This is a genomic window from Vannielia sp. SX4 (genome assembly GCF_052828525.1).
In genome coordinates, this window is sequence record NZ_CM128247.1 from 280,015 (window position 1) to 305,553 (window position 25,539).

Here is a 25,539-nt window from a genome sequence, read left to right on the forward strand (position 1 = left end):
TGGCGATCCAACGTCTGTTGGGGTGCGCTTTATGGTCCAGTAGTCATCTTCCCTCAGAGCTTTGCGCCAACGTCACCCAATCGCCAGCCCGGGGGGCGGTCTGGCGATCGCGCGGCGCCTTCGGCTTGATTCCGCGCGAGGCCCTCCGCAAAACCGTCCCCACAGGAGCAAACCGATGACCGCCTTCCTCAAGCTCCTCTTCCGCAACCGCCTCGCCGCCATGGGCGCCGTGGTGCTCGGCATCAGCCTCCTGCTGGCGCTGCTGACCCCCGTCCTGCCCCTGCAGGACCCCAACATCACCAACACCGGCGACCGGTTCGCCCGCCCCTTCACCGAGGGCTACGTCCTCGGCGCCGACCATCTCGGCCGCGACCAGCTCTCCCGCCTGCTCTACGGCACCCGCACCTCGCTCGCCGTGGGCGCCGTCGCCGCCTTCCTCGCCGCCTTCTTCGGCTCCGCCATCGGCATCATCGCGGGCTACTTCGGCAAGCGCACCGACAACATCCTGATGCGCCTGATCGATATGCTCATGGCCTTCCCCTACATCCTGCTCGCCCTCGCCATCGTCGCCGCGCTGGGCACCGGCCTGATCAACGCGCTCATTGCCGTCGCCGCCGTCAACATCCCCTTCTTCGCCCGCAACATCCGGGGCATCACCGTGGGCCTCGCCCACCGCGAATTCGTCGATGCCGCACGACTGGCAGGCAAGGGCCACATCCGCATCATTCTCACCGAGGTGCTGCCCAACGTGCTGCCGGTGATCGTCATCGCCATGTCCACCACCGTCGGCTGGATGATCCTTGAAACCGCAGGCCTCTCCTTCCTCGGCCTCGGCTCCCAGCCACCCGATTCCGACCTCGGCTCCATGCTCGGGCAGGCCAAGAACCACTTCACCACCCACCCGCACACCTCCATCATCCCCGGCGTGATGATCTTCCTGATCGTCATGTCGGTGAACCTGCTGGGCGATGGCGTGCGCGATGCGCTCGACCCGCGCCTGCGCTCCGGCGCCCTGTCGCGCCCGCTGCCCGTGACCAACGTCGCCAAGAACCGCACCCTCACCGCCGCCAACCCCGAGGCCCCGCTGCTCGACATTCAGGAGCTGGAAACCCAGTTTCATGTCGGCGACCGGGTCTATGAGGCGGTCGGCAAGGTCTCGCTTTCGGTCAAACCCGGCGAATGCCTCGGGATCATCGGCGAGTCCGGCTCCGGCAAGTCGGTCACCGCCCTCTCCGTCACCGGCCTCGTCGCCTCGCCCCCCGGCGTCATCACCGGCGGTGCGGTGCGGCTCGAGGGCAAGGATCTGCTCTCCGCCAGCTACGAAACCCTCCGCCGCACCCGCGGCAACCGTATCGCCTACATCTTTCAGGATCCGCTCAGCACCCTGCACCCGCTCTACACCGTTGGCGACCAGCTGGCCGAGGCGATCCGCGTCCATGACAGCCGGGTGAGCAAATCCGCCGCCCGCGCCCGCGCGCTGGAGCTGATGAAACAGGTGCGCATCCCCAACCCCGAGTCCCGGCTTGGCAACTACCCGCACGAAATGTCGGGCGGGATGCGCCAGCGCGTCGGCATCGCCATGTCGCTCGCCAACGAGCCTGACATCATCATCGCCGACGAGCCGACAACCGCGCTGGATGTCACTGTTCAGGCCCAAATCCTCTCTCTGCTCAACGATCTACGCCGCGAGCGCGGGCTGGCGATCATCTTCATCACCCACGACTTCGGCGTGGTGGCCCAGCTCTGTGACCGGGTCGCGGTCATGTATGCCGGACGGATCGTGGAGGAGGGGCCAACCCAATCGGTGCTCGATGCGCCCGCCCATCCCTACACCAAACGCCTCATCGCCTGCGTGCCCGAGCTTGGCGGCGGGCGGCGCAAGCTGGCGGCCATCCCCGGCCTGCCCCCTGTGGTGAATGACCTGCCCCCCGGCTGCCTCTTCGCCGCCCGCTGCGACAAGTGCCAACCCGAGTGCAAGGTCGGCTACATCCCGCTGGAAGGGAGCGATAAACGCACCGTCCGCTGCATCCACCCCGAGGAGGCCATCGCATGAGCGCCCCCAAACTCGCCCTCAAGGTCGAAGACCTGTCCAAGACCTTCCCCATCGGCGGCGGGCTGTTTTCCAAGCCCAAGGCCGGGGTCCGCGCCGTGCGGCCCGTCAGCTTCGAAGTGCCCGAGGGCGAAACCCTCGGCATCGTCGGAGAGAGCGGCTGCGGCAAGTCCACCTTCGCCCGCATGCTCGTCGGCCTGCTGGAGCCCACCACGGGCACGATTCAAATCGCCGGAAAGGCGCTCGACAATGCCGACCCGGCGGCCTTCGGGCGGCTCATCCAGTACATGTTCCAGGACCCGATCTCGTCTCTGAACCCGCGCAAAACCATCCGCCAGATCATGGAGGCGCCCCTCAAGCTGCTCCACGGGATGGACAAAGCTCAGCGCGATGCCCGCATCTCCGAGATCTTCGCCTCGGTGAACCTGCGCGAGGAGTTTCTCGAGCGTTACCCGCACGAGTTCTCCGGCGGTCAGGCCCAGCGCATCGGCATCGCCCGCGCCCTGGCCGCCTCCCCCGAGATCATCATTCTCGACGAGCCGGTCTCGGCGCTGGATGTCTCTGTTCAGGCCCAAGTTCTCAACCTGATGGCACGCCTCAAGGCTGAGTTCGGCCTCACCTACCTCTTCATCAGCCACGATCTCGCCGTGGTCGAAGCCGTCTCCGACCGGATCATGGTGCTCTACTTCGGCTCGGTCGTGGAGATCGGCCGCGCCGAGAATGTCTTCTCCGCACCCAAGCACCCCTACACCAAGCTGCTCGCCGGCTCCGCCCCTGTGGTCGGCCGCCCGCTGACCGCCCCCGAATCCGCCGCCGCCGAGCTGCCGGACCCGCTCAACCCGCCCCCCGGATGCCCCTTCGCCGGGCGCTGCCCGCGGGTCACCGACAAATGCCGCGCCGAAGAGCCACCGCTCGAGGCCATGGGAGAAGATCACTTTGCCGCCTGTTTCCACCCCCTCTGACACCCGCCTCAGCCGCCCCGTTCAGGTCGCCGAGGCGATCAAGACATGGGTTGTCGAGCACGGCATGAAAGCTGGCGACCGACTGCCCGCAGAAGCCGAGCTGATCGAGCGCTTCGGCATGGCCAAGGGCACCATCCGCGAGGCCATGCGAATCCTCGAGGCGCAGGGCCTGGTCAAAACCCGCACCGGCCCCGGTGGCGGCGTCTTCGTGCACGAGGTCAGCCGCGAGCGGGCGCGCGCGCTGCTGGGCAATTACTTCTACTTCAAGGATCTCACGATCGCCGACATCTACCAGCTCCGGCAGGCGCTGGAGCCCGAGTTGGTCGCCTCTCTGGCCGGAAAGCTCTCCCCCGAGGTGCTGGCCGAGCTTGAGGCCAACATCGCCACCTACGCCGAGCCGTCAAAGACCATCGAGGAAGAGCGCGAGCAGCACATCGCCTCGCTCCGCTTTCACGCCCTGCTGGCCGCCCAGTCGCCCAACCCGCTGCTGAGCTTCTGCATCGACTTCATGGTCGCCCTGCTCTCCGACATCACGGTTTACCGTGAGCTCTACGCGCCGCCCAACATCGAACTTTGGCAAAAGGGTCGCGACTTCCAGTGCCGCCTCGTCGAGGCGCTGCGCGATGGTGCCGCCGAAGAGGCATGCGCGATCATGACCGAGCACATGGCCACCGCCCGCGCGCTGATGGAGGGGCAGGAGGCGGTGATGATGCAGCGCTTCATGACCGGCTGACCGGGGTTCATCAAGCCCATCCGCTGCGATCCAGCACGACCGCACGGTGCATTGATTAATGCGCCTCTATGTCATCTGACATACACATCATTTGTGCATCGGATGTGCATCAGTTGTGCATCAATAAAATATGGAGTTAACGCCCATATCTTAACCCGGCGTACGCTCCGCCCAACCGGCAAAGATGCTCTCCAGCCAGACCACGATGTAGTAGAGCAGGATACCCAGCGCCGCGAGCGCGATGAGCACCGCAAACATCAGCGGATAATCCGAGTTGGTCTTGCCGCTGTCGAAGAGCGCGCCAAGGCCTCTGCCATGGGGCGAAACGATCTCCATCAGGTTGGTCCCGATAAAGGCCAGCGTCACCGCCACCTTCAGCGCGCCAAAGAACTCCGGCAGCGTTTTCGGCAGCGCGATCTTCCAAAAGATCGTGCTCTGCGATGCCCCCAAAGCCCTTAGAATATCACGATATTCCGGCTCCAGCGTGCTCAGCCCGATGCTGATGGAAACGGCAATCGGGAAGAACGAGATCATGAAGGCGATGAGCACCGTGTTGAAGTCATGCGCCCCCACGAACATCAGCGCCACGATCGGCACGACGGTGGCCTTCGGAATGGCATTGAACCCCACCAGCAGCGGGTAAAGCGCCTCCCGCATGGTCCGCGAAAAGCCCATCACCATGCCGATCGCCACGCCCACGATGATCGCAAGGATCAGCCCCACCACGGTGCGCCAGAGCGTCTGCCAGCCCATCACCAGGAACAGCTCCCAGTAACGGCTGAAGGCTGGCACCAGGTCAGACGGCGAGGCCATCTTGTAATTCGGCCAACCCATTGCCCAAACAAGCAATTCCCAGAGGATCAGGAAGATGACAACCGCTGCCAGAGGCACCGCGATCTTGCGCAATCTCGGGCTCATGCCGCGCCCTCCTCAGCCGGGGCCCGCCCCTGCGCCACCTCGATCTGGTGCCGCAGGATCGCCAGCATCTCCGCCGATTCAGGCGTGTAAAGCTGCTCGATGTCATGCCCCCGATCAGGCACGTCGAGCACGTATTGCGTGCGCGCCGGACGCCCCGAAAGCACCACCACCTGATCGGCCAGATAGATGCTCTCGCGCAGGTCGTGGGTGATCAGCACGCCGGTGAACGGCTCCGCCTCCTTCACCTTCTGCATGGTCTGCCAAAGATCTTCCCGGGTGAAGGCATCCAGCGCCCCGAAGGGCTCGTCCAAAATCAGCACTTCGGGCTTGTGAACTAAGGCGCGGCACAGGCTGGCGCGTTGCCGCATCCCGCCCGAAAGCTCGCTTGGCCGCTTGTCCTCGAACCCTTCCAGCCCGACAAGCCCAAGCAGGTACCGCGCCCGCTCTTCCTGCTCCTTCCGGCCCATCTTGGTGGGCACGATCTCCAGCGGCAGCATCACGTTCTTCAGGATCGAGCGCCACTCCAGCAGCACCGGGTTCTGAAACGCCATGCCCACCGTCGAGCGCGGCCCTTTCACCTTCTCCCCGTGCAGCCAGACCTCGCCTTCGTCGGGCTTCATCAGCCCGGCCACCAGCCGGGTCAGGGTGGACTTACCGCAGCCCGAGGGGCCGACCACGGCCACAAAGCCGCCTTCGGGCACCGCCACATCCAGCTCGTCAAGCACCGGCAAGCGCCCGCTCGGGGTCTGGTAGGCGTGGCGGACGCCCTTGATTTCTATGAGGTTCGTCATGCTGCGCAGCCCGCAGGGTGGGCTACCCGCCCACCGCCACGGACCCTCCGATCACTTCAGCGCAAAGCCGCCTTCGGGCAGATACTCTTCGGTGAAGTAGAGCGACGCATCGGGTTCATTCACGAACTCATAGGTGCTCTTGATCTGCTCGACCGAGGAGGCGAGACGCTCTTCGTCGATGGTGCCAAAGCCGCTTTCCATCGTGTAGTCGGTCAGCACGTTGGCATCGATCGAAAGCTTCAGGCGGCGCTGCTCCAGCTCGGCATCAGCAGCCGGGTTGCGCTCCATCAGGCTCGCAGTCGCGGCCGCCGGGTCGGCAATCGCGTCTTTCCAGCCTGCGGCAACAGCAGCCAGAAAGCCCTTCAGCGTGTCGCTGTTTTCGGCGGCCCACTCGGTGTTGACGATGATGGCATTCCCGTAGAGGTCCACACCGTAATCAGCCATTAAGATTGTCGAGATATCGTCCTCTTCGATCCCGAGGCGCACGAGGTTCAGGTAGGAGCTGAACGAGAAGCCGGTGATCGCGGCCACGTTGCCCTCGGCCAGCATCGGCTCCCGGGTCGGAAAGCCCACGGGCTCCACCGTGATCGCCGCCATATCGAGGCCGTTTTCCGCGGCAAAGATTGGGAACTGCGCCCAAGCGCCATCGGGGGGCGGCGCACCCAGCACCTTGCCCTCAAGGTCTTTGGGCTCCGAAACGCCGAGCGACTTGCGGCCAATCACGGCGAACGGCGGCTTGTCGTAGATCATCATCACCGCGGTCACCGGGGCGCCGGGGTTCTGGTCGAGGAACTTGATGAGCGAGTTGATGTCGGCAAAGCCCACGGGGAAGGCGCCGGTCGCCACTTTCGGGATCGCGTCGAGCGAGCCGGAGCCTGCGGTGATCTCCACGTTCAGGCCATTCGCCTCGAAGTGGCCGTTGTCGATGGCGGCAAAATAGGGGGCCGATGGGCCTTCGAACTTCCAGTCGAGGGCAAAGGGCAGCGCCATGGCATGGCTTTCGGCGCGGGCGTCTTGTGTTGCGGTCAGAGTGGCGGCAACCAGCGCTCCGGCGCCGAGGATTGTGCGAATGAACACGGGTGAAAACCTCCGTTTCAGGTGTTGAGCGGACCGACATAGCCACGCCGCCGCGCCAAGGTGAATTGCCGCCGGGACAGGAACACAACGTCAGCGAGATTCGCCTAAAGATTAGGCCATTGCATGCTGCATGGCTGCAAAAATATGCGCCGCCCTGTCTGAAGAGGGTGATGCAAGTTTTACGAAAACACCGCTGAAAGCCGGTCTGGCCTCAACCCGCTCTTAACCCAAGGGCCCTAGCTTCCGCGGTCATGGCGGCACTCTCGCTGCCGCTTTTCCCTGCTGAGCAGACTGCAGACACCGGAGACCCCATGTTCAAAAAACCCATCCTCGCCGCCGCCTTCGCGGCCCTCGCCCTGCCCGCCGCCGCGCAGGATTATCATGCCGCCATGACCGATTATCTCTCGGCCAGCGTCGCCACTTGGGCCAGCAACGATGTGCTCGTCGCCGCGATCAAGGCCGCCAACGCCGACCGCGCCGCGCTGACGCAGGCCGACATTGACGCGATGGACCAAGCCTGGCGCGCCGAGGCCGATGCTGGCGCCGGCCCCACCATCGACCCGATTATGCAGAACGCCGCCGCCGAATTTCTGCGCCAGCAGGTTGCCGGTTCCGGCGGTCTGATCTCGGAGGTCTTCGTGATGGACAGTCATGGCCTCAACGTCGCTTCCTCCGCCGTCACCTCCGACATGTGGCAGGGCGACGAGGACAAGCACGCCAAGACCTATGAAATGGGCGCCGGAGCCACTTTTGTGGACGAGGTCGAGTATGATGAAAGCTCCGACACCTATCAGGGCCAGGTCTCGATGACCATTTCCGACCCGGCCACCGGCGAGCCCATCGGCGCCATCACTGTCGGCCTCGACGCCGAGGCGCTCTAACCCGCTGCGGGGCCCCGGTCGCCTCCCGTGCGGCCGGGCCAGCCCCGCGGCCCTGAGATTGCCCGCTAGGAAACCTTTCGCAGATGCGGCATAAATTGTGTGTTCGGAACAATTAAGAGCACGCACAGCGGCATGGCCATTCTCGCAAGCATCTACCATCTGACGCACTACAAGTATGACCGCCCGGTCACCCTTGCGCCGCAGATCATCCGGCTCAGGCCCGCGCCACACTCGCGCACCCGCGTGCTCTCACACAGCCTCAAGATCTCGCCCGGCGGGCATTTCGTGAACCACCAGCAGGACCCCTACGGCAATTGGCTCTCCCGCTTCGTCTTCCCCGAACCGGTCCGCGAATTGAAGATCGAGGTCGACCTGACGGCAGACATGACCGTCTACAACCCCTTCGATTTCTTCGTGGAGGAAAGCGCCGAGAAGTGGCCCTTCGACTACCCCGAAGACCTGCGCGAAGATCTCAGCATCTACCGCCGCCCCGAGCCGGAAGGCCCCAAGCTGGCCCAATTCATCGGCGGGCTGGACTTTGGCACAGATGGCACGGTCGACTTTCTGGTGGCGCTCAATGCCCACATCTCAAACACGGTCGATTACACGATCCGCATGGAGCCGGGCGTCCAGACGCCGGAAGAAACGCTCACCGTCAAATCCGGCTCCTGCCGTGACAGCTCATGGCTTCTGGTCCAGTGCCTGCGCCACCTCGGCTTTGCCGCCCGCTTCGTCTCGGGCTACCTGATTCAGCTCAAACCCGATGTGAAGGCGCTCGACGGTCCCTCGGGCACCGAGGTCGACTTCACCGACCTGCACGCATGGGTCGAGGTCTATATCCCCGGCGCCGGCTGGATCGGTCTCGATCCCACCTCCGGCCTGCTGACGGGCGAGAGCCACATCCCGCTCGCCGCCACGCCCCACTACCGCAACGCCGCCCCAATTACCGGCGGGTTCACTGCTGCGGGCACCCCCGAGGTCGACTTTGCCTTCGACATGAAGGTGGACCGCGTGGCCGAGCATCCGCGCATCACCAAACCCTTCTCCGACGAGGCTTGGGGGCGGTTGAACGACCTTGGCAACAAGGTCGATGAAGACCTGAAGGCCGCCGATGCCCGCCTCACCATGGGCGGCGAACCGACCTTCGTTTCGATCGACGATTTCGAAGGCGCCGAGTGGAACACCGCCGCCGTCGGCCCGATGAAGCGCGAACTGGCCGACCAACTGATCCGCCGCCTGCGCGACCGTTTCGCCCCCGGCGGGTTCCTGCACTACGGCCAGGGCAAGTGGTATCCGGGCGAGACCCTTCCGCGCTGGACCTTCTCGCTCTACTGGCGGCGCGACGGCAAGCCTGTCTGGGCCGATGAGGCACTGGTCGCCAAGGAAGGCGAAGACACAGGCGCCACCGCCGAGCACTCACAGCAGTTTCTCGAGGGCATGGCCGAAGAGCTTGGCGTGGGCGCCGACTTTGTTGCCCCGGCGTTCGAGGATCCGGGCGAGTGGATCCTGAAAGAGGCCAACCTCCCCGAGAACGTGACGCCCGAGAACTCCAAGCTGAAAGACCCCGAGGAACGCGCCCGCATCGCCAAGGTATTCGAGCGCGGCCTCACCGAGCCTGCCGGCCACGTGCTGCCGATCCAAGCGTGGCAGTCCAAGGCCTCCGGCCACAAGTGGCGCTCCGAGAAGTGGAAGCTCCGGCGCGGCAAGGTTTTCCTCGTGCCGGGCGACAGCGCGGTCGGCTACCGCCTGCCCCTCGGCACGCTGCCCTACGTCCCGCCAAGCCAGTTCCCGTACACATACATCACCGATCCCAGCATCGAACGTGGCCCGCTGCCCGACTACCACGAAGAGGCCGGAGACGCGCTGCCCGAGGTCACCGAAGAGCGCAACCAGCCGGTCTCCGCCCCCAAGGCGACCGGCCCCACGCAGGATATCGTCGAGCAAGAGCTGACCATTGGCGGCGCCGTTCGCACGGCAATTTCCGTCGAGCCGCGCGATGGCCGCCTCTGCGTGTTCATGCCGCCCGTGGAGAGCGTGGAGGAGTATCTCGACCTGCTCGCCGCCGCCGAGGCGACCGCCAAGAAGATGGGCCTGCCCATTCACATTGAGGGCTACGCCCCGCCCCACGACCACCGGCTCAACGTAATCCGTGTCGCGCCCGACCCCGGCGTGATCGAGGTCAACATCCATCCAGCCTACGACTGGCAGGATTGCGTGGCGACGACCGAAGCGATCTACGAAGAGGCCCGCAACTGCCGCCTCGGTGCCGACAAGTTCATGATCGACGGGCGCCACACCGGCACCGGCGGCGGCAACCACGTGGTGGTCGGGGGGGAAACACCAAACGACTCGCCATTTCTCCGCCGCCCCGACCTGCTCAAAAGCCTGATCCTGATCTGGCAGCGTCACCCATCGCTAAGCTACCTTTTCTCCGGCCTCTTCATCGGCCCCACGAGCCAAGCGCCGAGGATCGACGAAGCCCGGCATGACACGCTCTACGAGCTGGAGATGGCTCTCGCGCAGGTGCCCGCGCCCGGCGAGGGCGACATGCCGCCGCCCTGGCTCGTCGACCGGCTCTTCCGCAACATGCTGACCGACGTGACCGGCAACACCCACCGCGCCGAGATCTGCATCGACAAGCTCTACTCACCTGACGGCCCCACCGGGCGCCTCGGGCTGATCGAGTTTCGAGGCTTCGAGATGCCGCCACACCCTCGGATGAACCTCGCGCAGCAACTGCTGATCCGCGCCATCATCGCCCGCTGCTGGAAGGCGCCAGTGCAGGGCAAACCGGTCCGTTGGGGCACCGTGCTGCACGACCGCTACATGATGCCCGAGTTCCTCTGGGCCGACTTCCTCAAACTGCTCGAAGACCTCGCGCAGCACGGATACGCCTTCGATCCCGTCTGGTACGAGGCGCAGGCCGAGTTCCGTTTCCCGTTCTGTGGGCAGGTCGAGGTGGAGGGCGCGCATCTGGAGGTCCGGCAGGCGCTCGAGCCGTGGCACGTGCTGGGCGAAACCGGCGCCATCGGCGGCACGGTGCGCTACACCGACAGTTCGGTGGAACGCTTGCAGGTCAAACTGACCACCCAACATCAGGGCCGCTATCGGATCATGGTCAACCAACGCCCGGTGCCGCTATCTGCCGGCAACCAGAGCGGCACGCAGGTCGGGGCTGTGCGCTTCAAGGCATGGCAGCCGCCTGAGGCTCTGCACCCGGTGCTACCGGTGAACACGCCACTCAGCTTTGACATCTACGATGATTGGACGGGCCGCCCCGTCGGTGGCTGCACCTATCACGTAGCGCACCCCGGCGGGCGCAATTACGAGACCTTCCCAGTCAACGGCAACGAGGCCGAGGCGCGGCGTCTGGCGCGGTTCGAGCCCTATGGCCACGCCCCCGGCGCCTACCGGCCCGCACCCGAACAGCCGCACCCCGAGTTCCCCTGCACGCTCGATCTGCGGCGCGATCCGAGGCTCGACGCTTGAGTGACGCAAACGCCCTCCGCGCCGATGGCCTTTCACATCTGTTGAAGGGCTACAGCCCGCGCAAGGGCACCGCGGATGAATTGATCGACGGGCAGGGCCGGATGCGTCCGGTGTGGGAGAGCTTCATCTCCTCGCTCAGCAACCTCTCTCGGCAGGAGACCGAAGAGCTTTTTGCCCGCGGCACCCATTACCTGCGCGATGCCGGCGTGTATTTTCGGCAGTATTCCAACGACCCGGCGCCCGAGCGCGACTGGCCCTTCAGCCATGTGCCGGTGATCCTGCACGAGCAGGAGTGGTTCTCGATCTGCGATGGGCTCGCCCAACGCGCTGACCTGCTGGAGCAGGTGATGGCCGATCTCTACGGCCCTGCCGAGCTGGTTCAGGGTGGCCACCTGCCCGCCGAACTGGTGGCGCGCAACCCCAACTGGCTGCGCCCGATGGTGGGCATCACCCCGGCCTCCGGCCACTTTCTGCACCTCATCGCCTTCGAGATCTCCCGCAACCCCGATGGCAGCTGGTTTGTGCTCGGTGATCGCACGCAGGCCCCCTCCGGCGCAGGCTTCGCGCTCGAGAACCGGATGGCCACCTCGCGGATCTTTCAGGATCCATTCCCCCGCGCCAACATTCACCGCCTCGCCGGGTTCTTCCGCGCCTTCCGCGCCGCGCTCGACAGTCAGGCGGGCCCCGCCGGGCGGCGCGCCGCCATCCTCACGCCGGGGCCGGGCAACGACACCTACTTCGAGCACACCTACATCGCCCGCTACCTCGGCATGATGCTGCTCGAGGGCGAAGACATGATCGTGCATGACGGGCAACTCAAGGTGCGCACCGTCGAAGGGCTGGAGCCGCTGGGCACGCTCTGGCGGCGGCTCGACAGCGAGTTTGCGGACCCGCTGGAGCTTGATGAAACCTCCTATCTCGGCACGCCCGGGCTGGTGCAGGCCTTGCGGCTCGGCACGCTCTCTATGGTCAATGCGCTCGGGGCAGGTGTGCTGGAGATGCGTGCAATCCAGGCCTTCCTCCCCCGGATCTCCGAGGTGCTCACCGGCCAGCCGCTTAAGCTGCCCAACATCGCCACATGGTGGTGCGGCACCGAGAGTGAGCGGGAACATGTGCGAAGCCACACCGCCGAGATGATGATCGGCGAGGCTCTCGCCTCCGACCTGCCATTCGAGCTGGGCGCGACAACCGCGCAGGGCGGCGACTTCCGCTCAAGCGCGCAGCCATCTATCGACGCCTGGATTGAAGCCGAGGGCGGCAACCTCGTCGCGCAGGAAATGGTGACGCTCTCGACCACGCCCGCATGGGAAGAGGGCCGCCTCGTGCCCCGCCCCATGACCGTGCGCGTCACCGCCGCCCGCACCCCCACGGGCTGGACCTTCATGCCCGGCGGCTACGCCCGCATCGGCTCGTCGGATGATCATTCGGCCCTCGCAATGCAGCGCGGCGGCACAGTGGCCGATGTCTGGATTATGGGCGATGCGCCGGTGGCGGCCGAGTCGATGCTTGGCTCAACCTCCGCGCTCGCGCCACGCACCGGCACTCTACCGGCCCGAGCGGCAGAGAACCTCTTTTGGCTGGGCCGCTATGTCGAGCGCTTCGAGGGGGCCGTGCGCCTGCTTCGCGCCTACCACCTGCGCCTCGCCGAAACCGGCGACCGGCAAGACCCCCGCCTGCTGGCCCTCTCCAAGTTCATGGAGAGCTTCGGGATCGACAGTGACGAGCCTGTGCCCGCTGCGCTAGAGGGCCTGCTCGGCTCAGCCCGCACCTGCGCTGGCAAGGTGCGCGACCGGTTCTCAATCGACGGATGGAACGCGCTCTCCGATCTCGCCCGCGGCCTCGATGCGATCCGCGGGTCGACCTATCCGGGCGATGGCGTGGCCCATGAAATGGGCGTGCTGCTCCGCAAGATCACCGGCTTCTCCGGCCTCGTGCAGGAGAACATGTATCGCTCCATCGGCTGGAGCTTTCTGGCCTTCGGGCGGGCGCTTGAGCGGGCCGATGGCCTCTCGTCGATCCTCGCCGCCTTCGGCGAGGCCAGCCAGCCGCAGGGGAGCCTCGATATTGCGCTCGAGCTGGGCGACGCAGTCATGACCCACCGCCAGCGCTTTCCCATCGAGGCGAGCCGGGGCACCGTGGTCGACCTGCTGGCGCTCGACCCAAACAACCCACGCGCCGTGGTCTTCCAACTCTCCGAGATGCGCGAGCTCTCCCGCATGATGCCCGGCAGCACCGCGCCAGGGCGCCCATCGGCACTGACACGGGCGATCATGCCCACCGAGACCCGGCTGCAAACCACCGACCCCGGCATTCTGGGCTGCAAGGCCTTTGTCGAGCTGCGCGCCGAGCTGGCGAATATCTCCAACCTGCTCTCCACGCTCTACCTGAGGTGACCCGGTGCGCTACGATGTGAAACTTCAGATCGAGTACGAGTATCAGGGCACCTCCGACCATGCCCGCAACCTGCTCCACCTCCTGCCCGCCGAAATCCCCGACCGGCAGCGCATTTCTGCCAGCCTGCTGACGGTGGATCCGATCCCAAGCGAGCGCCGCGACCTGTTCGACTTCTACGGCAACCTGATGACCTTCATCGCCTTCCATGAGCCTATCGACAAAATCTCGCTGACCCTCGCTGCCCGGGCCGAACGGCTGCTGCAATCACCGGGGCTGGAGCTGTCTCCGCCGCTGGCGCAAATGCCCGCCGAGATCTCGGCACACAACGCCATCGGCGGCACCGCCCCGCATCACTTTCTCGGCCCAAGCCCGCGTGTGTCGCCCGACCCGGATATCAGCGCCTTCGCCCGCAAGGTGGCGGCCTCCAACATGCCCGTGCTGGAGGCGGTGCGCAGCCTTGGCAAGGCGCTGCATGAAGAGATGAGCTTTGATCCCGAGGCCACCGAGGTTGATACCCCCGCGTCCGAGGCCTTCGCCGCCCGCCACGGGGTCTGTCAGGATTTCTCGCACATCATGATCGCGGGCCTGCGGGCGCTCGGTATCCCTGCTGGCTATGTCTCGGGCTTCCTGCGCACAATCCCGCCCGAGGGCGAAACCCGGCTCGAAGGCGCCGATGCCATGCACGCATGGGTGCGAGCGTGGTGCGGGGCGCAACTCGGCTGGGTCGAGTTCGACCCGACCAACAACATCAGCGCCGGGATGGACCACATCACCGTTGCAGTCGGCCGGGATTACGGCGATGTCGCGCCCGTCAAAGGCGTCATCCGCACAGCCGGGGAGCAGGACACGCACCACAGCGTCGACGTAATCCCCCTCACCGCCGCCTGATTGACAGTTCTCGACCGCGACAGCCATGCTGCCTGCGGCCCAACACCAGAACGGACCTGCCCGTGAAGACCTCGATCGCCACCGTCTCGATTTCCGGAAACCTGCGCGAAAAGCTCGAAGCCATTGCGGCGGCGGGCTACGACGGGATCGAGATTTTCGAGCAGGATTTCATCGCCGACGAGGGAAGCCCGCGCGATGTGGGCCGGATGGTCAGAGACCACGGGCTGGAGATCACCCTGTTCCAGCCCTTCCGCGATTTCGAGGGCCTGCCAGAGCCGCTGCGTGCCCGCGCCTTCGACCGGGCCGAGCGCAAGTTCGATGTGATGCAGGAGTTGGGCACCGATCTGGTGCTGTTCTGCTCTTCCTGCCACCCCGAGGCACTGGGCGGAATAGACCGGGCCGCCGCCGACTTTCGCGAGCTCGGCGTGCGCGCCGCCGCACGCGGGTTACGGGTGGGCTACGAGGCGCTGGCTTGGGGCCGCCACGTAAACGACCATCGCGATGCTTGGGAGATCGTCCGCCGTGCCGACCACCCCAACATCGGCCTGATCGTCGACAGCTTCCACACCCTCGGCCGCAAACTCTCGCCTGAGAGCATCCGCGCCATTCCCGGCGACCGTATCTTCTTTGTCCAGCTGGCCGATGCCCCCACCATCGAGATGGACCTGCTCTACTGGTCCCGCCACTTCCGCAACATGCCCGGCGAGGGCGACCTCGCGGTGACAGACTTCATGCGCGCGGTCATGGCCACCGGCTATGCGGGACCAATCAGTCTCGAAATCTTCAATGACCAGTTCCGCGGCGGCAACACCAAGGCCATCGCCCGTGACGGCTACCGCTCGCTTATGGCAGTGATGGATGATGTGCGGCGCTCGGAACCAACGCTGGATGTCGACCTGCCGGCCTTTCCCGCCCCCATCGCACCGAAGGGCGTGGCCTTCATCGAGTTCGCGACACGTGGCGACGAGGCGCGTGCGCTGGGCGCGCTGCTCTCCACGCTGGGCTTCTCCCACACCGGCCAGCACCGCAACAAGGCGGTGTCGCTCTGGCAGCAGGGCGATGTGCGGATCGTGCTCAACGAGGAAACCGAGGGCTATGCCTCCTCCGCTTGGGCCGCGCGGGGCACGACGGTGTGCGACATCGGCCTTCAGGTCGGTTCCGCGGCCGAAACCATCGCTCGCGCCACGGCCCTCGGGGCGCAGAGCTTCTCTCAGCCCATCGGCCCCGGCGAGCTGGAAATCCCGGCCATTCGCGGCCTCTCCGGCAGCCTTCTGCATTTTCTTGATGACGGCAGCGGGCTGGAGCGGGTGTGGGAGGTGGAGTTCGAGCCGGTCGAGCAGGCCAATGAGAGCGCTGGCATCAGCCGGATCGACCACCTCGCACAGACAATGAGCTACGACGACATGCTCAGCTGGACCCTGTTCTACACCACGCTCTTCGACATGGCCAAAACCCCGATGGTCGATGTGATCGACCCGGACGGGCTGGTGCGCAGCCAGGCCCTCGCCGCGCCCGACGGCGCCCTGCGCATCACCCTTAACGGTGCCGACAGTCACCGCACCCTCGCGGGCCGCTTCCTGTCAGACACCTTCGGCGCGCCACTCCAGCACATGGCACTGGCCACCGACGACATCTTCGCCACCGCCGAGGCCCTCGCCGCCCGTGGCTTCCAGCCCTTGCCCATGCCCGCCAACTACTACGCCGATCTCGCGGCGCGCTTCCCGCTGGCGCCGGAAATGCTGGAGCGCCTGCAGGCCGCCAACATCCTCTACGACGCCGACGAGAACGGCGAGTTCTTCCAACTCTACAGCCGCGCCTTCGCCGGCGGCCTCTTCTTCGAGATCCTCCGGCGCAAAGACGGCTACACCGGCTACGGCGCCCCCAACGCGCCCTTCCGCATCGCCGCGCAAAAGCGGCTCACCCGGGCAAAGGGCATGCCCAGCGGCTAGTAAGGATCTTGGAGAAAACTGGTGCCGCTGAAGGGCATTGAACACCTACACCATGTTGTTTCAACCTGCTCCAGTAGATGCCGAAAATCCAGTATAGCTTGAACTTTTCTGTTCCAGTGTTTCCCAAGATGCCCCATGGTATGCTACATCTAGGGGTGGACTGAGGGGTGGATAGGATCATGAGGGCATTGAACAAGCTGACCAGCGCTCAGGTGAAATCCGCAGGGCCGGGCAAGTACGGCGACGGCGGGGGGCTCTGGCTGCACAAGCGCGAAGACGGCGGGGCTCAGTGGTTCCTGCGCATGACAGTTCACGGTCGGCGCAGGGAGATGGGCCTAGGCAACCTTTCTGCCGTGTCCCTCAAGGAAGCCAGGGAGGCCGCAGAGCGCTGGCGTGCCGTGGCCCGGTCGGGGAAAGACCCGATCAAGGAGCGGCAGAGGCTCGGTCGTGAAGCCGAGCGTATGGACAATACCCTGCGCACGGTTGCCGAGGATGCCTTTGAGGCCCGGAAGGCCGAGTTGAAAGGCGACGGCAAGGCCGGGCGCTGGTTCTCGCCTCTTGAGCTTCATGTGCTGCCGAAGCTGGGCAAGGTGCCTGTCGAGGAACTGGATCAGCAGGACATCAAGAACACCCTCGCGCCCATCTGGCACGAGAAGGCCGATACGGCCCGCAAGGCGATGAACCGGCTGAGCATCGTGTTCCGCCATGCCGCCGCGCTTGGGTTGGATGTGGACCTGCAAGCGATCGACAAGGCGAAGGCGCTGCTCGGGAAAAGTCGCCACAAGGCCACCAACATTCCTTCCCTGCCCTGGCAGGTGGTCCCGGCATTCTACCAGTCGCTCACGGAGCCGACCGTCACCCAGCTTGCCCTGCGGCTGCTGATCCTGACCGGTGTGAGATCCAAGCCGCTGCGCTTCATGCGGCTCGAAAACGTTGAGGGCGACATCTGGACCATCCCCGGTGAGGAGATGAAGGGCCGATTGGGTCAGACAGCAGACTTTCGGGTGCCGCTCTCAACCGAAGCGCTGGCCGTGATCGAGATGGCAAAGCCTCACGAGCGGGAGGGCTACCTGTTCCCCAGCGTCCGGAAGGGCGTCATCTCTGATGCGACGATGGCGCGCTTTATGGAGCGGAAGGGGATGGAAGAACGGCCCCACGGGTTCCGGTCCAGCCTGCGGACTTGGCTGGCCGAAGCGACGGATGCGCCACACGAGGTGGCCGAGACGGTTCTAGGGCATGTCGCCGGTTCTGCGGTCGAACGGGCTTATCGGCGCACGGACTTCCTTGAGCAGCGGCGTGTTCTGATGGAGCGTTGGGTGCAGGTTTGCTTGGGTCGGACTGGCGAAGTGCTGGCGATGGTGTCCAGTTGACCAAGCGACCGAAGGAGCCACCGAAACTCGTCACCAGAGTGAAGCCCCGGTCGCAGCGCCCCGGCGAGACACTACTGACGTCCTCCTACTCCGCAGGCCTACTGCATTTCACGCAGACGTCGCACGGGCCTGACGTGTCCCAGCGACTGAAGAAGATTAATGTTCGCCCGACCGATGGGCGCATGGAGCTTGCCTATGAGCATTTCTTTGAGCTGCAACCTGAGGAGCTTGGATTCCAGTTGTTGGGCGAAGCGGGCTTCTTTACGGGCGGCTACAGGCCAACTGCGAAGCTCAAGCGTGAACTGAAAGAGCATCTTAACCCCGAAGATTGGGCCGCGCTTGAGCGGGAAGTTGACGCCATACATGAGCGAGCAGAGTCAGCCCCGACTGATGTATTCCCGCCATTTGACCACTGCGACTTCATCGTTGAGATTCTGATCGTCGCCACATGGGTTCAAGTCTTTGAAGAACCCCTCAGCGACATCTGGTTGGCGGCAATGTCGCTTCACGCAGCGCACGTCCGACAAGACGACTTTCTGTACGGCTATCTTACGTCTTTGATCCACCAAAGGGAGCGTAACGAAGAGCACTTCCTTCGCGGCAAAGGGACATTAGAAGCTGCCCGGCGCGGCGGAGAGAGCAGCGCCGAGAACCAGCGTTCAGACCTCCAGAAAATTCTCGAGTTCATGGCGGCAAAAATCTCCGCTGGGGTGGGGATAGCCCAAGCCGCTCGTCTCGCAGCAAAGGCAGGACTAGGCGCGTCCGCTGAAGCCAACCGCCGCATTTGGTACCGCCACCGCAGAAACATGTGACACACCCCGCCACCGTCACAGCCCGCCCGCCTATCGTCATGGCACGCATCGGGGCACCACTTTGCCCCGCTTGGCAGCAAACCAAGATGAAAGGGCAAAGCCATGAAATACCTCACCTTCCGTGACCTTCAGGAGAAGCTGGGTGGCCGGGGCCGCACCAGCATCTATCGCGATATCGATCAGGGACGCCTGCCGAAGCCCATGAAGTTCGGCGCTCGGCTCTACTGGAAAGAGGCCGACATCGACGACCTGATGGAAGGCTTGGCTGCTGCCGCCTGAAGAAACCCCCACCAACCCAAATAGGCGGCGGGGGCAATTCTTCCGGCTGACATCGGAATCATAGCGCACGCAGCCCGTTTCCTCAACAGTGAGGACCGAGCATTGAACACCAAAAACGAAGAAATACTGGCTTCCGGGGCATTAAATGGCCAGCGCTCCGCGAAGCGCACTGGCAATGTAATGTCTGTTTACTCCAAGCCTGGCCATAAGCGCACGGCCCGGATGCTTGGCTACGCGCTCACCATCGGCACCAGCACAGGCTGGTCGGGCTTTGTCACGGTTGCATCCGCGTGGCTGACCGACGCCGAACGAGCAGCTTTGGCATTCTCGTCGCTGAAGTCTCTCTCTCCCGGAACTGCGCTGGACACCTTCAACGCGGCCTTCGCCGGGACGGGTTGGCCCGTAGCTGCCTTGGGCGATCCGGTAGCGGAAGCCTCATTCTGGGTAGACCACGCAAGGCCGGAAGAGCGGCGGACCTACTTGGTGACCATCTTCAACAGCCTCTCGCAGCGCGACCGGTTCGACTTCCTCGACTACGTGCATGGAGAGGCCGCATGATGCGAGACTTCTCCGAAATAGCACTGCAGCTCGACGCTCATCGGTCGTCTATCAATCGGCAGGCAAATGTTCGGTTGCCTACCGCATTCGTCTGGCGCGATCCGTTGAATATCCCGCCCCGTCCTTGGCTCTACGGACGCCACCTGATCCGAAAGCAGGTTTCAGTGACGGTCGCTCCTGGCGGCGTCGGTAAGTCGTCTCTGACGATCTGTGAGGCGCTTTCTATGGCTTCCGGGCGCGAGCTGCTTGGCGACTGGACGGCAAAGGGTCTCAAGGTCTGGCTCTACAACTTGGAAGACCCGCGCGACGAGATGGACCGTCGCATCATCGCGGCCATGCAGCACCACCAGGTCAGCCCCGATGAAATCGCTGGGCAACTCTATGTAGACACGGGCCGGGAACGCACCGTGAGCACAGCTATTCAAACCCGCGAGGGCGTGCAGATCATCAAACCGGAACTGGATGCACTGGCCGATGAAATCGAAGCGCGGCAAATCGACGTGCTGGTGATCGACCCTTTCGTTTCCTCCCATCAAGCCTCTGAGAACGACAACGGGGCAATCGACCTCGTGGCGAAGGAATGGGCGCGGCTGGCGGATCGGTGCAACTGCGCTATCGAGCTGGTGCACCACACCCGCAAGACTAACGGCGAGGAAGCTACTTCCGAGAGCGGCAGGGGTGCCTCAGCGCTTCTGGCCGCTGCGCGCTCTGGCCGGGTCCTGAACAAGATGAGCGATGCGATGAAGGCCGAGGCCGGGGTGCAAGATGATCCCGCAACCTACTTCGCTATCACCCGCGACAAAGCCAACCTTGCGCCTGTCGGGGATCGTGTCTGGCGGCGAATGGCGTCCGTGCATCTGGCCAACGGCGATAGCGTGGGCGTTGCCGAGGTATGGCACTGGCCGAACACTTTTGAGGGGTTGTCGGCAGATGACCTCCTTTCGGTTCAGCGCGCTTTGGACGGAAAGGGGCGGCGTTACTCCGATCAGGCTGGTGAAGATTGGGCCGGAATAACAGTGGCCGAGGTTCTCGGCCTGGATGCAATCGCAGACCGGAAGCGCATCAAGAAGATGATCGAGGCCTGGCTGAAATCCGGAGCACTGAAGAAGGTCAAAGTTCTGGACTCAAAGCGAACGGAGCGCCCATGCTTGGAGGTCGGCGAATGGGCCAATCAATGAGTGCCTCACCCACCCCTAAAGTCGGGGTGTGGCAGGGTGGGGCAGACACCCCTAAAAACAGGTGCCACACCACCCCTCCCCCTACGGGGGGGGAGGGGGTGGTGAGGCATGCCTCACCTGTTTCCGGTGGGGTGGGGCACCAAACCACCGTTCTGGTGGTCAATAGCGTCCAGAATCAGATCGTCAGCATAGAACAAGGTTTCTACGGCCTACGAACTCCCGTCGCACCAGCTTGGCTCGTAGTCGGGCGTCCAACGTACGGCAAAGCCATCAGCAATGAGCCTTTCACCTATCGTCGTTCCATCAGGCAGTCGGAGCCACACGAGCGGCCTTTTGAAGGAATCCTCTTCACCAGAGTCCTCGACGATGAGGCCTGGTGTCTGGAGCAACTCGGACATGCGAGCCATCGCCAAGATTCCGAGGTGGTTCTCTCGGTCACAGTCCGCGTACTGCCTGATCTCCGGGGTATCGAAGCCAGAAACGTAGGGCGCCCCATCTCCCATCGGTCGCAGATTAACGCCGTCACACTTCACGGTGTCGCCATCCACAGCCGTGAGAGAAGCACAAGCCAATACGCCAGCAATGCTCATGTCTGCCCTTTCTCAGCTTCGGCGAGAGGCTCGCATGAAGCCGGGCATCGCTGCAATCCAACAACCATCATTCAACGGAGGCAAATCCATGCCAGCACCTGAAGGCAACAAGTTCTGGACCGGGCGCAGCAAGCACGGTCGCAACCCTATCTTCGAGGATCCCCAGCAGCTCTGGGAGGCCTGCGAGCAGTACTTCCAGTGGACGGATGACAACCCGCTGCAGGAGGAAAAGCTCGTCAGCTTCCAGGGCGAAAGCAAACGGGAGCCAGTGGCCAAGATGAGAGCGATGACCCTCACTGGCCTCTGCAACTTCCTCGATATCGGGATCTCAACTTGGTGGGACTACCGCAAGCGCGAAGGTTTCTCGGAAATCACGGGCCGGGTGGAGCAGATGATCTACCAGCAGAAATTCGAGGGCGCTGCCGCGAACCTTCTCAACCCCAACATCATCGCTCGCGAACTCGGCCTCGCCGACAAGCAGGAACACACCGGACCGGATGGTGGTCCAATTCAAACCACGGCCCTCAGTGACTTCGAGATAGCTCGGCGATTGGCTTTCCTCTTGGAGCAGGGCCTCAGAGCCAAACAGCAGAACGGCGGGCAACTCGCCAATGATACAGGCAACGCTCAGAAAGGAGCAAACCAATGAACAAGAAGCAGATCACCGAAACAGACCTCAAAGAGCGGCTGACCCAGCAGGAGGCCCGCGTCGCCGACCTGAAGGGCGATCAGGTCGAAGCAATCCTAAACGGCACCAAATTCGATACAGCCGCCCTTCGCGATGGAGAGAGCGACGTTGAAGCCACCAGAGCGGCACTGGCCGAGTTCCGGCGTCGGGAAGAAGCTCGGATCGCGGATGAAGCCGAGGCGGCGGCTGCCGTTTCGGATCAGGAGCGGCGTCAGTCGCACGCCCGGCAGGTTCGCGATCTCGCCCAAGCGCGCGAAGACGCCATCTCTGACATGGAGGCGGCCATGCGGGGTGCAGCAAGGGCATACGCAAGGGCCGAGGAGGCACGGAGAGGCCTCATGGGGGCGCTCACCACCGCCGGGGCAGGTGTCACTCACGAACTGCAGCCTCGCGCTCAGGAGACTCGTTTGGCGGCCTGTACAGCGGCTGTACTGAAACCGGCCCTCGGCCAAAATTACTTTGGCGGGATGGTGCTGCGTTCAGGGTTCATCAATGAGGACACAAGTTGGCTGTTGGGCGAGAAGCCCGTTGCAGCCGAGATTGAGCGACAAGTGGCCGTCATTCTTGGCGGAGTCGAAGAGGAGGCCTGATCCATGGCTCAGCTCATCATGCCCGCAGTTGCGGCCATAAAAGCAGGAGGAATGAGTGCCGCTCTCATGGCAGGCGGCACCATCCTGTCCACTGCTGGCACCATCGCGGCAGGAAGCGCGGCCAACTCGGCTGCCAAGTTCGAAGCCAAGCAACTGGACCAAAAGGCGACCGCGGAGCGCGGTACGGCCTCCCACAAGGCACAGGAGGAGCACCGACAGAAAAGGTTGGTGCAATCCCGCGCCCGCGCCGTGGGTGCAGCATCAGGCGGCGGTTTGGACTACGGCCTAGACGCTGCCATCGAGGAGGAAGGCACTTATAGGGCTATGGTTGCGCTGTGGGAAGGCGAAGAGGCTGCCCGTGGCTTCGAGGCTCAGGCAAATGCTCGGCGCTTCGAGGGCAAGCAAAAGCAGACAGCATCTTACTTTCAGGCAGGTTCACGGTTCGCCAGCGGGTACAGCTCGCTGATGGACGACTTCGGCCCAAGCCTGAACGAGAAGTATGCCGGGAGGAGATTGAGGGCATAAATGGCCTATAGGGTGCGTGGCGCTGTGACCTCTTCGAAGGTCTGTTTGGAACTCTTTGCAGAAATGCCACGTGCTCGCCGAACGCGCATGTAAGGAAAATCTCGCGATGGCGCGACAGATCTGCAAGCTGCACCTCAGCAGTAGACCCGGTCGTTCGCAAGCCTTGCATGAAAGCGTCAAGAGTGGTGGCGGCAACGTGCAGGTGGCGCAATCATGTTTCTGGGCAGAGTCCCTTTCGGTGCGGCGCCTCCAAAACTCCGGTCATACATGCCGCAACGTCTACTGTCCGCATTGCTTGCAGCCTCGCACAATCTGACGGTATCCACCCATGGGGGATTTCTAATTTTGGTTGCAAAAATCGGCTATGTCGCTGAATCTTTGCGGGAATTAGCAGGGGCGTGGACTGATGTCGAAGGTCGTAACGATGATCGAGAGTGGCTCGATCATGTTGCTTTCGGTTCTGGCAGTGAGCATGATCTACAGCAGGTTCGCTCGGCAGTTCTGGACGGTTAGCGTTCTGCTGGGAGTCCTTTTTGCCTTCGTCGGCATGCTTGTTATGGAGAACTCCGTCGAGATCGTTCAGGGCATCCGGACCGATCCGCGGGGTGCGGTGGTAGTCCTTTCGGCTGCATTCGGTGGTCCTGTGAGTGTAGCAATCACCGCCCCTTGCCTCGCGGTCTTGAGGTTGGTGCAGGGCGGCGTCGGGGCTGTGCCGGGTGCCACCTACATCGTTGGCGTAGGCATCGTCGCCGGACTGGCTTGGATCTGGTGGTTTCGTATCGCCAAGAAAAGTCTGGACATCCAGTTTGTCCTTGTGCAGGCCGTCATAGCCGGAACGGTGCCTACCATCGTTCTGCTTTTTGTCAGCGCAGCCCCTTGGGATGTGTTCCTCACCTCCAACTTGCTGAGCGCTCCAACGAACTTCGGTGCTGTGCTGCTGATGGGGACGATGTTGGTGCGCGACCTGGACCGTGCCAATGCCATCAAGCTCGGCGAGGAGAAGCAAGCTCAAATCAACGCAATCTCGGCGCACGCGCCGGTGGCTTTGTTCCAGATCGTTCGTGAGCCGCACGGGGCAGCCCGCTTCACCTATGTGTCTCAATCAGCGATGTCCATTTTGGGTGTCCACTCGGACGAGCTGCTTCGTGACTTTAACGCAGTCAACCAGATCTCGAAGGCAGCAATAGCAGAAGAGATCACGTCCAACCTCGACGCCTCGGAGAAAGACTTTGCTCCCTGGAGCGCCGATATTGAGTGCATGCCGCGCCAAGGTAATGAAAAGTGGCTCCGTATCCATTCCGGTATCCGCAAGGACTCCGATGATCGGGTCATTTGGGATGGATCCGTCATCGACATCACCGAAGAGAAGATCGCTGCGAAGCTCAAGGACGAGTTCATTGCGACAGTTAGCCATGAACTTCGGACCCCGTTGACGTCGATCAGGGGGGCCCTGGGCCTCGTAATTGGCAGTGCGTCCTCGCATCTACCGGAGAAAGTTCGGCACATGCTCGGCATTGCGAACCGCAACTCGGAGCGGCTGGTTCTGTTGATTAACGACATTCTCGACATGCAGAAGATCCGCTCCGGGCAAATGCAGTTCTCACTGAGTGTAGAGGATGTGAGACCCATTGCTGCAAATGCCCTAGCCTCTTCAGAGAACTACGCCCCGGACAAAGGGATCTCGCTCGTATTCCGCGATACCGCCCCCGGTATTATGGTGAAGATCGATCCAATTAGGTTCGAACAGGTTCTGACGAATTTGCTGTCTAACGCGATAAAATTTGCGCCGGAGGGCAGTACCGTCACACTCTCCCTTCTGTCCTTCGAGGACAAACTGCGCGTCTCGGTTAAAGATGAAGGGATCGGAATCTCCGCAGAATTTCGAGACAAGATCTTCAATCCGTTCAGCCAGTCGGAGGCTTCATCCACGCGGAGTATCGGTGGCACCGGCCTTGGCCTCAGTATCAGCAAGGCCCTAGTCGAAGCGATGGACGGCCAACTTAGCTTCGACTCGATTGAAGGCCACGGAGCGACGTTTCATATCGACTTGCCAGCTATCGAACGGTCTGCTGATTTCGCCCATCGTTCCGCGGTCTCGGGAGCCAGCGGGCAGAGACTCTTGGTTTGCAGCAATGACCAGGCTTTCACGCGGACGCTGGCCGAAGTGGCGCAAGGGTGCGATCTATCTGCGGACGTAGTCGGCAATTTCGACGCGGCGTTCAACCTTGCCCGCACGGGTGGATACGCCGCCCTAACCCTCGATGCTGACACTGTTGCCCCGATATCCTTCCTGGAGCAGCTCCGGCAGACTGCTCAAACGCACGATCTTCCGGTCATTGTCGCCTCAAAGGACGGAAAGGGGACTTTCGACGGCGCTGTCACCATCGTTGCCAAGGAGTCAGACAAGTCTGCACTTGATCACTCCCTGCGTGCTGCGCTGCCTGCCAACCGGTCTCAATCGCATGTCTTGTACGTGGAGGACGACGTCCACTTGCAACAGATTTTCCAGCAAAATTTTGGCGAAACAGTCCGAATGACGGGAGCAAGGACACTCGCGGAAGCCCGCGCTAGTATCGCTAGGAACCAGTTTGATCTTGTTCTGCTCGATCTGGAACTTCCGGACGGCCATGGCGCTCACCTACTGCAGGAAGTTGAGCCTTCGATACCGTTCATTGTGTTCTCGGCTCACGATGTGGATCGAGATATCACCGAACGTGCGGTTTCGGTCATGACGAAATCGAGGGTAAAGGAGACGGACGTGGTTGAGGCTGTCTTGACCGTGCTCAAAGATGCTGGTCAGCGTTAAACTTCCAAGTT

Annotated in this window: 20 protein-coding genes; 17 read left to right on the top strand and 3 right to left on the bottom strand. The window is 63.4% G+C overall.

Features of this window, described 5'->3' with window-relative positions:
• Window positions 1-175: 175 nt before the first annotated feature.
• The 3 genes from ACUXVX_RS01400 to ACUXVX_RS01410 are packed head-to-tail and all read left to right on the top strand — an operon-like array spanning window position 176 to window position 3,745.
• Entirely contained in the window at window positions 176-2,053 is a 1,878-nt protein-coding gene (locus ACUXVX_RS01400; RefSeq protein WP_446310041.1) for a dipeptide/oligopeptide/nickel ABC transporter permease/ATP-binding protein, read from the top strand.
• A complete protein-coding gene (locus tag ACUXVX_RS01405) occupies window positions 2,050-3,012 on the top strand; it encodes an ABC transporter ATP-binding protein (protein ID WP_446310042.1) in 963 nt (320 codons plus the stop codon). Before ACUXVX_RS01400 ends, ACUXVX_RS01405 begins: the two co-directional genes overlap by 4 nt.
• Entirely contained in the window at window positions 2,981-3,745 is a 765-nt protein-coding gene (locus ACUXVX_RS01410) for a FadR/GntR family transcriptional regulator (protein ID WP_446311486.1), read from the top strand. The genes ACUXVX_RS01405 and ACUXVX_RS01410 overlap by 32 nt, the downstream gene beginning before the upstream one ends.
• Before the next feature lie 150 nt (window positions 3,746-3,895).
• On the opposite strand, the gene ACUXVX_RS01415 is transcribed toward ACUXVX_RS01410, so the two are convergent.
• Genes ACUXVX_RS01415 through ACUXVX_RS01425 form a run of 3 tightly spaced genes read right to left on the bottom strand, consistent with a single transcriptional unit; the run spans window position 3,896 to window position 6,516 of the window.
• The gene (locus ACUXVX_RS01415) at window positions 3,896-4,663 is read right to left on the bottom strand and encodes an ABC transporter permease (protein WP_222471392.1); all 768 of its coding nucleotides are present in this window, start codon (window positions 4,661-4,663) and stop codon (window positions 3,896-3,898) included.
• On the bottom strand, window positions 4,660-5,454 hold the full coding sequence (locus tag ACUXVX_RS01420) for an ABC transporter ATP-binding protein (protein ID WP_446310043.1): 795 nt from the start codon (window positions 5,452-5,454) through the stop codon (window positions 4,660-4,662). Before ACUXVX_RS01420 ends, ACUXVX_RS01415 begins: the two co-directional genes overlap by 4 nt.
• Before the next feature lie 51 nt (window positions 5,455-5,505).
• The gene (locus tag ACUXVX_RS01425) at window positions 5,506-6,516 is read right to left on the bottom strand and encodes an ABC transporter substrate-binding protein (RefSeq protein ID WP_446311487.1); all 1,011 of its coding nucleotides are present in this window, start codon (window positions 6,514-6,516) and stop codon (window positions 5,506-5,508) included.
• A gap of 326 nt (window positions 6,517-6,842) precedes the next feature.
• Between ACUXVX_RS01425 and ACUXVX_RS01430 the strand changes: the two genes are divergently transcribed.
• The 14 genes from ACUXVX_RS01430 (at window position 6,843) to ACUXVX_RS01495 (ending at window position 25,528) form a co-directional block, all read left to right on the top strand.
• Complete coding sequence (locus tag ACUXVX_RS01430) at window positions 6,843-7,412, top strand: hypothetical protein (protein WP_446310044.1); 570 nt, start codon at window positions 6,843-6,845, stop codon at window positions 7,410-7,412.
• A 132-nt stretch (window positions 7,413-7,544) separates the two neighbouring features.
• Complete coding sequence (locus ACUXVX_RS01435) at window positions 7,545-10,901, top strand: transglutaminase family protein (RefSeq protein WP_446310045.1); 3,357 nt, start codon at window positions 7,545-7,547, stop codon at window positions 10,899-10,901.
• Entirely contained in the window at window positions 10,898-13,294 is a 2,397-nt protein-coding gene (locus ACUXVX_RS01440; protein ID WP_446310046.1) for a circularly permuted type 2 ATP-grasp protein, read from the top strand. The genes ACUXVX_RS01435 and ACUXVX_RS01440 overlap by 4 nt, the downstream gene beginning before the upstream one ends.
• A 4-nt stretch (window positions 13,295-13,298) precedes the next feature.
• On the top strand, window positions 13,299-14,183 hold the full coding sequence (locus ACUXVX_RS01445; protein WP_446310047.1) for a transglutaminase family protein: 885 nt from the start codon (window positions 13,299-13,301) through the stop codon (window positions 14,181-14,183).
• Window positions 14,184-14,245: 62 nt separating this feature from the next.
• Window positions 14,246-16,132: a bifunctional sugar phosphate isomerase/epimerase/4-hydroxyphenylpyruvate dioxygenase family protein gene (locus ACUXVX_RS01450; RefSeq protein ID WP_446310048.1), complete on the top strand. Its 1,887-nt coding sequence runs from the start codon at window positions 14,246-14,248 to the stop codon at window positions 16,130-16,132.
• A gap of 179 nt (window positions 16,133-16,311) precedes the next feature.
• Window positions 16,312-17,502 (top strand): tyrosine-type recombinase/integrase, encoded by a 1,191-nt coding sequence (locus tag ACUXVX_RS01455; protein ID WP_446310049.1) that lies wholly within the window; start codon window positions 16,312-16,314, stop codon window positions 17,500-17,502.
• A gap of 182 nt (window positions 17,503-17,684) precedes the next feature.
• Window positions 17,685-18,314, top strand: a complete 630-nt coding sequence (locus ACUXVX_RS01460) for a hypothetical protein (protein ID WP_446310050.1) — start codon at window positions 17,685-17,687, stop codon at window positions 18,312-18,314.
• A 102-nt stretch (window positions 18,315-18,416) separates the two neighbouring features.
• Entirely contained in the window at window positions 18,417-18,593 is a 177-nt protein-coding gene (locus tag ACUXVX_RS01465; protein ID WP_446310051.1) for a helix-turn-helix transcriptional regulator, read from the top strand.
• A gap of 180 nt (window positions 18,594-18,773) precedes the next feature.
• Window positions 18,774-19,151: a hypothetical protein gene (locus tag ACUXVX_RS01470; RefSeq protein WP_446310052.1), complete on the top strand. Its 378-nt coding sequence runs from the start codon at window positions 18,774-18,776 to the stop codon at window positions 19,149-19,151.
• Entirely contained in the window at window positions 19,148-20,329 is a 1,182-nt protein-coding gene (locus ACUXVX_RS01475; RefSeq protein ID WP_446310053.1) for an AAA family ATPase, read from the top strand. Before ACUXVX_RS01470 ends, ACUXVX_RS01475 begins: the two co-directional genes overlap by 4 nt.
• 624 nt (window positions 20,330-20,953) lie before the next feature.
• Window positions 20,954-21,568 carry a DNA-packaging protein gene (locus tag ACUXVX_RS01480; RefSeq protein WP_446310054.1) on the top strand — a complete coding sequence of 205 codons (615 nt, stop codon included), beginning with the start codon at window positions 20,954-20,956 and terminating at the stop codon, window positions 21,566-21,568.
• Entirely contained in the window at window positions 21,565-22,197 is a 633-nt protein-coding gene (locus ACUXVX_RS01485) for a hypothetical protein (RefSeq protein ID WP_446310055.1), read from the top strand. Before ACUXVX_RS01480 ends, ACUXVX_RS01485 begins: the two co-directional genes overlap by 4 nt.
• 3 nt (window positions 22,198-22,200) lie before the next feature.
• Window positions 22,201-22,722 carry a hypothetical protein gene (locus ACUXVX_RS01490; RefSeq protein WP_446310056.1) on the top strand — a complete coding sequence of 174 codons (522 nt, stop codon included), beginning with the start codon at window positions 22,201-22,203 and terminating at the stop codon, window positions 22,720-22,722.
• Window positions 22,723-23,128: 406 nt separating this feature from the next.
• Window positions 23,129-25,528 (top strand): ATP-binding protein, encoded by a 2,400-nt coding sequence (locus ACUXVX_RS01495; RefSeq protein WP_446310057.1) that lies wholly within the window; start codon window positions 23,129-23,131, stop codon window positions 25,526-25,528.
• The last annotated feature ends 11 nt before the right edge of the window (window positions 25,529-25,539 follow it).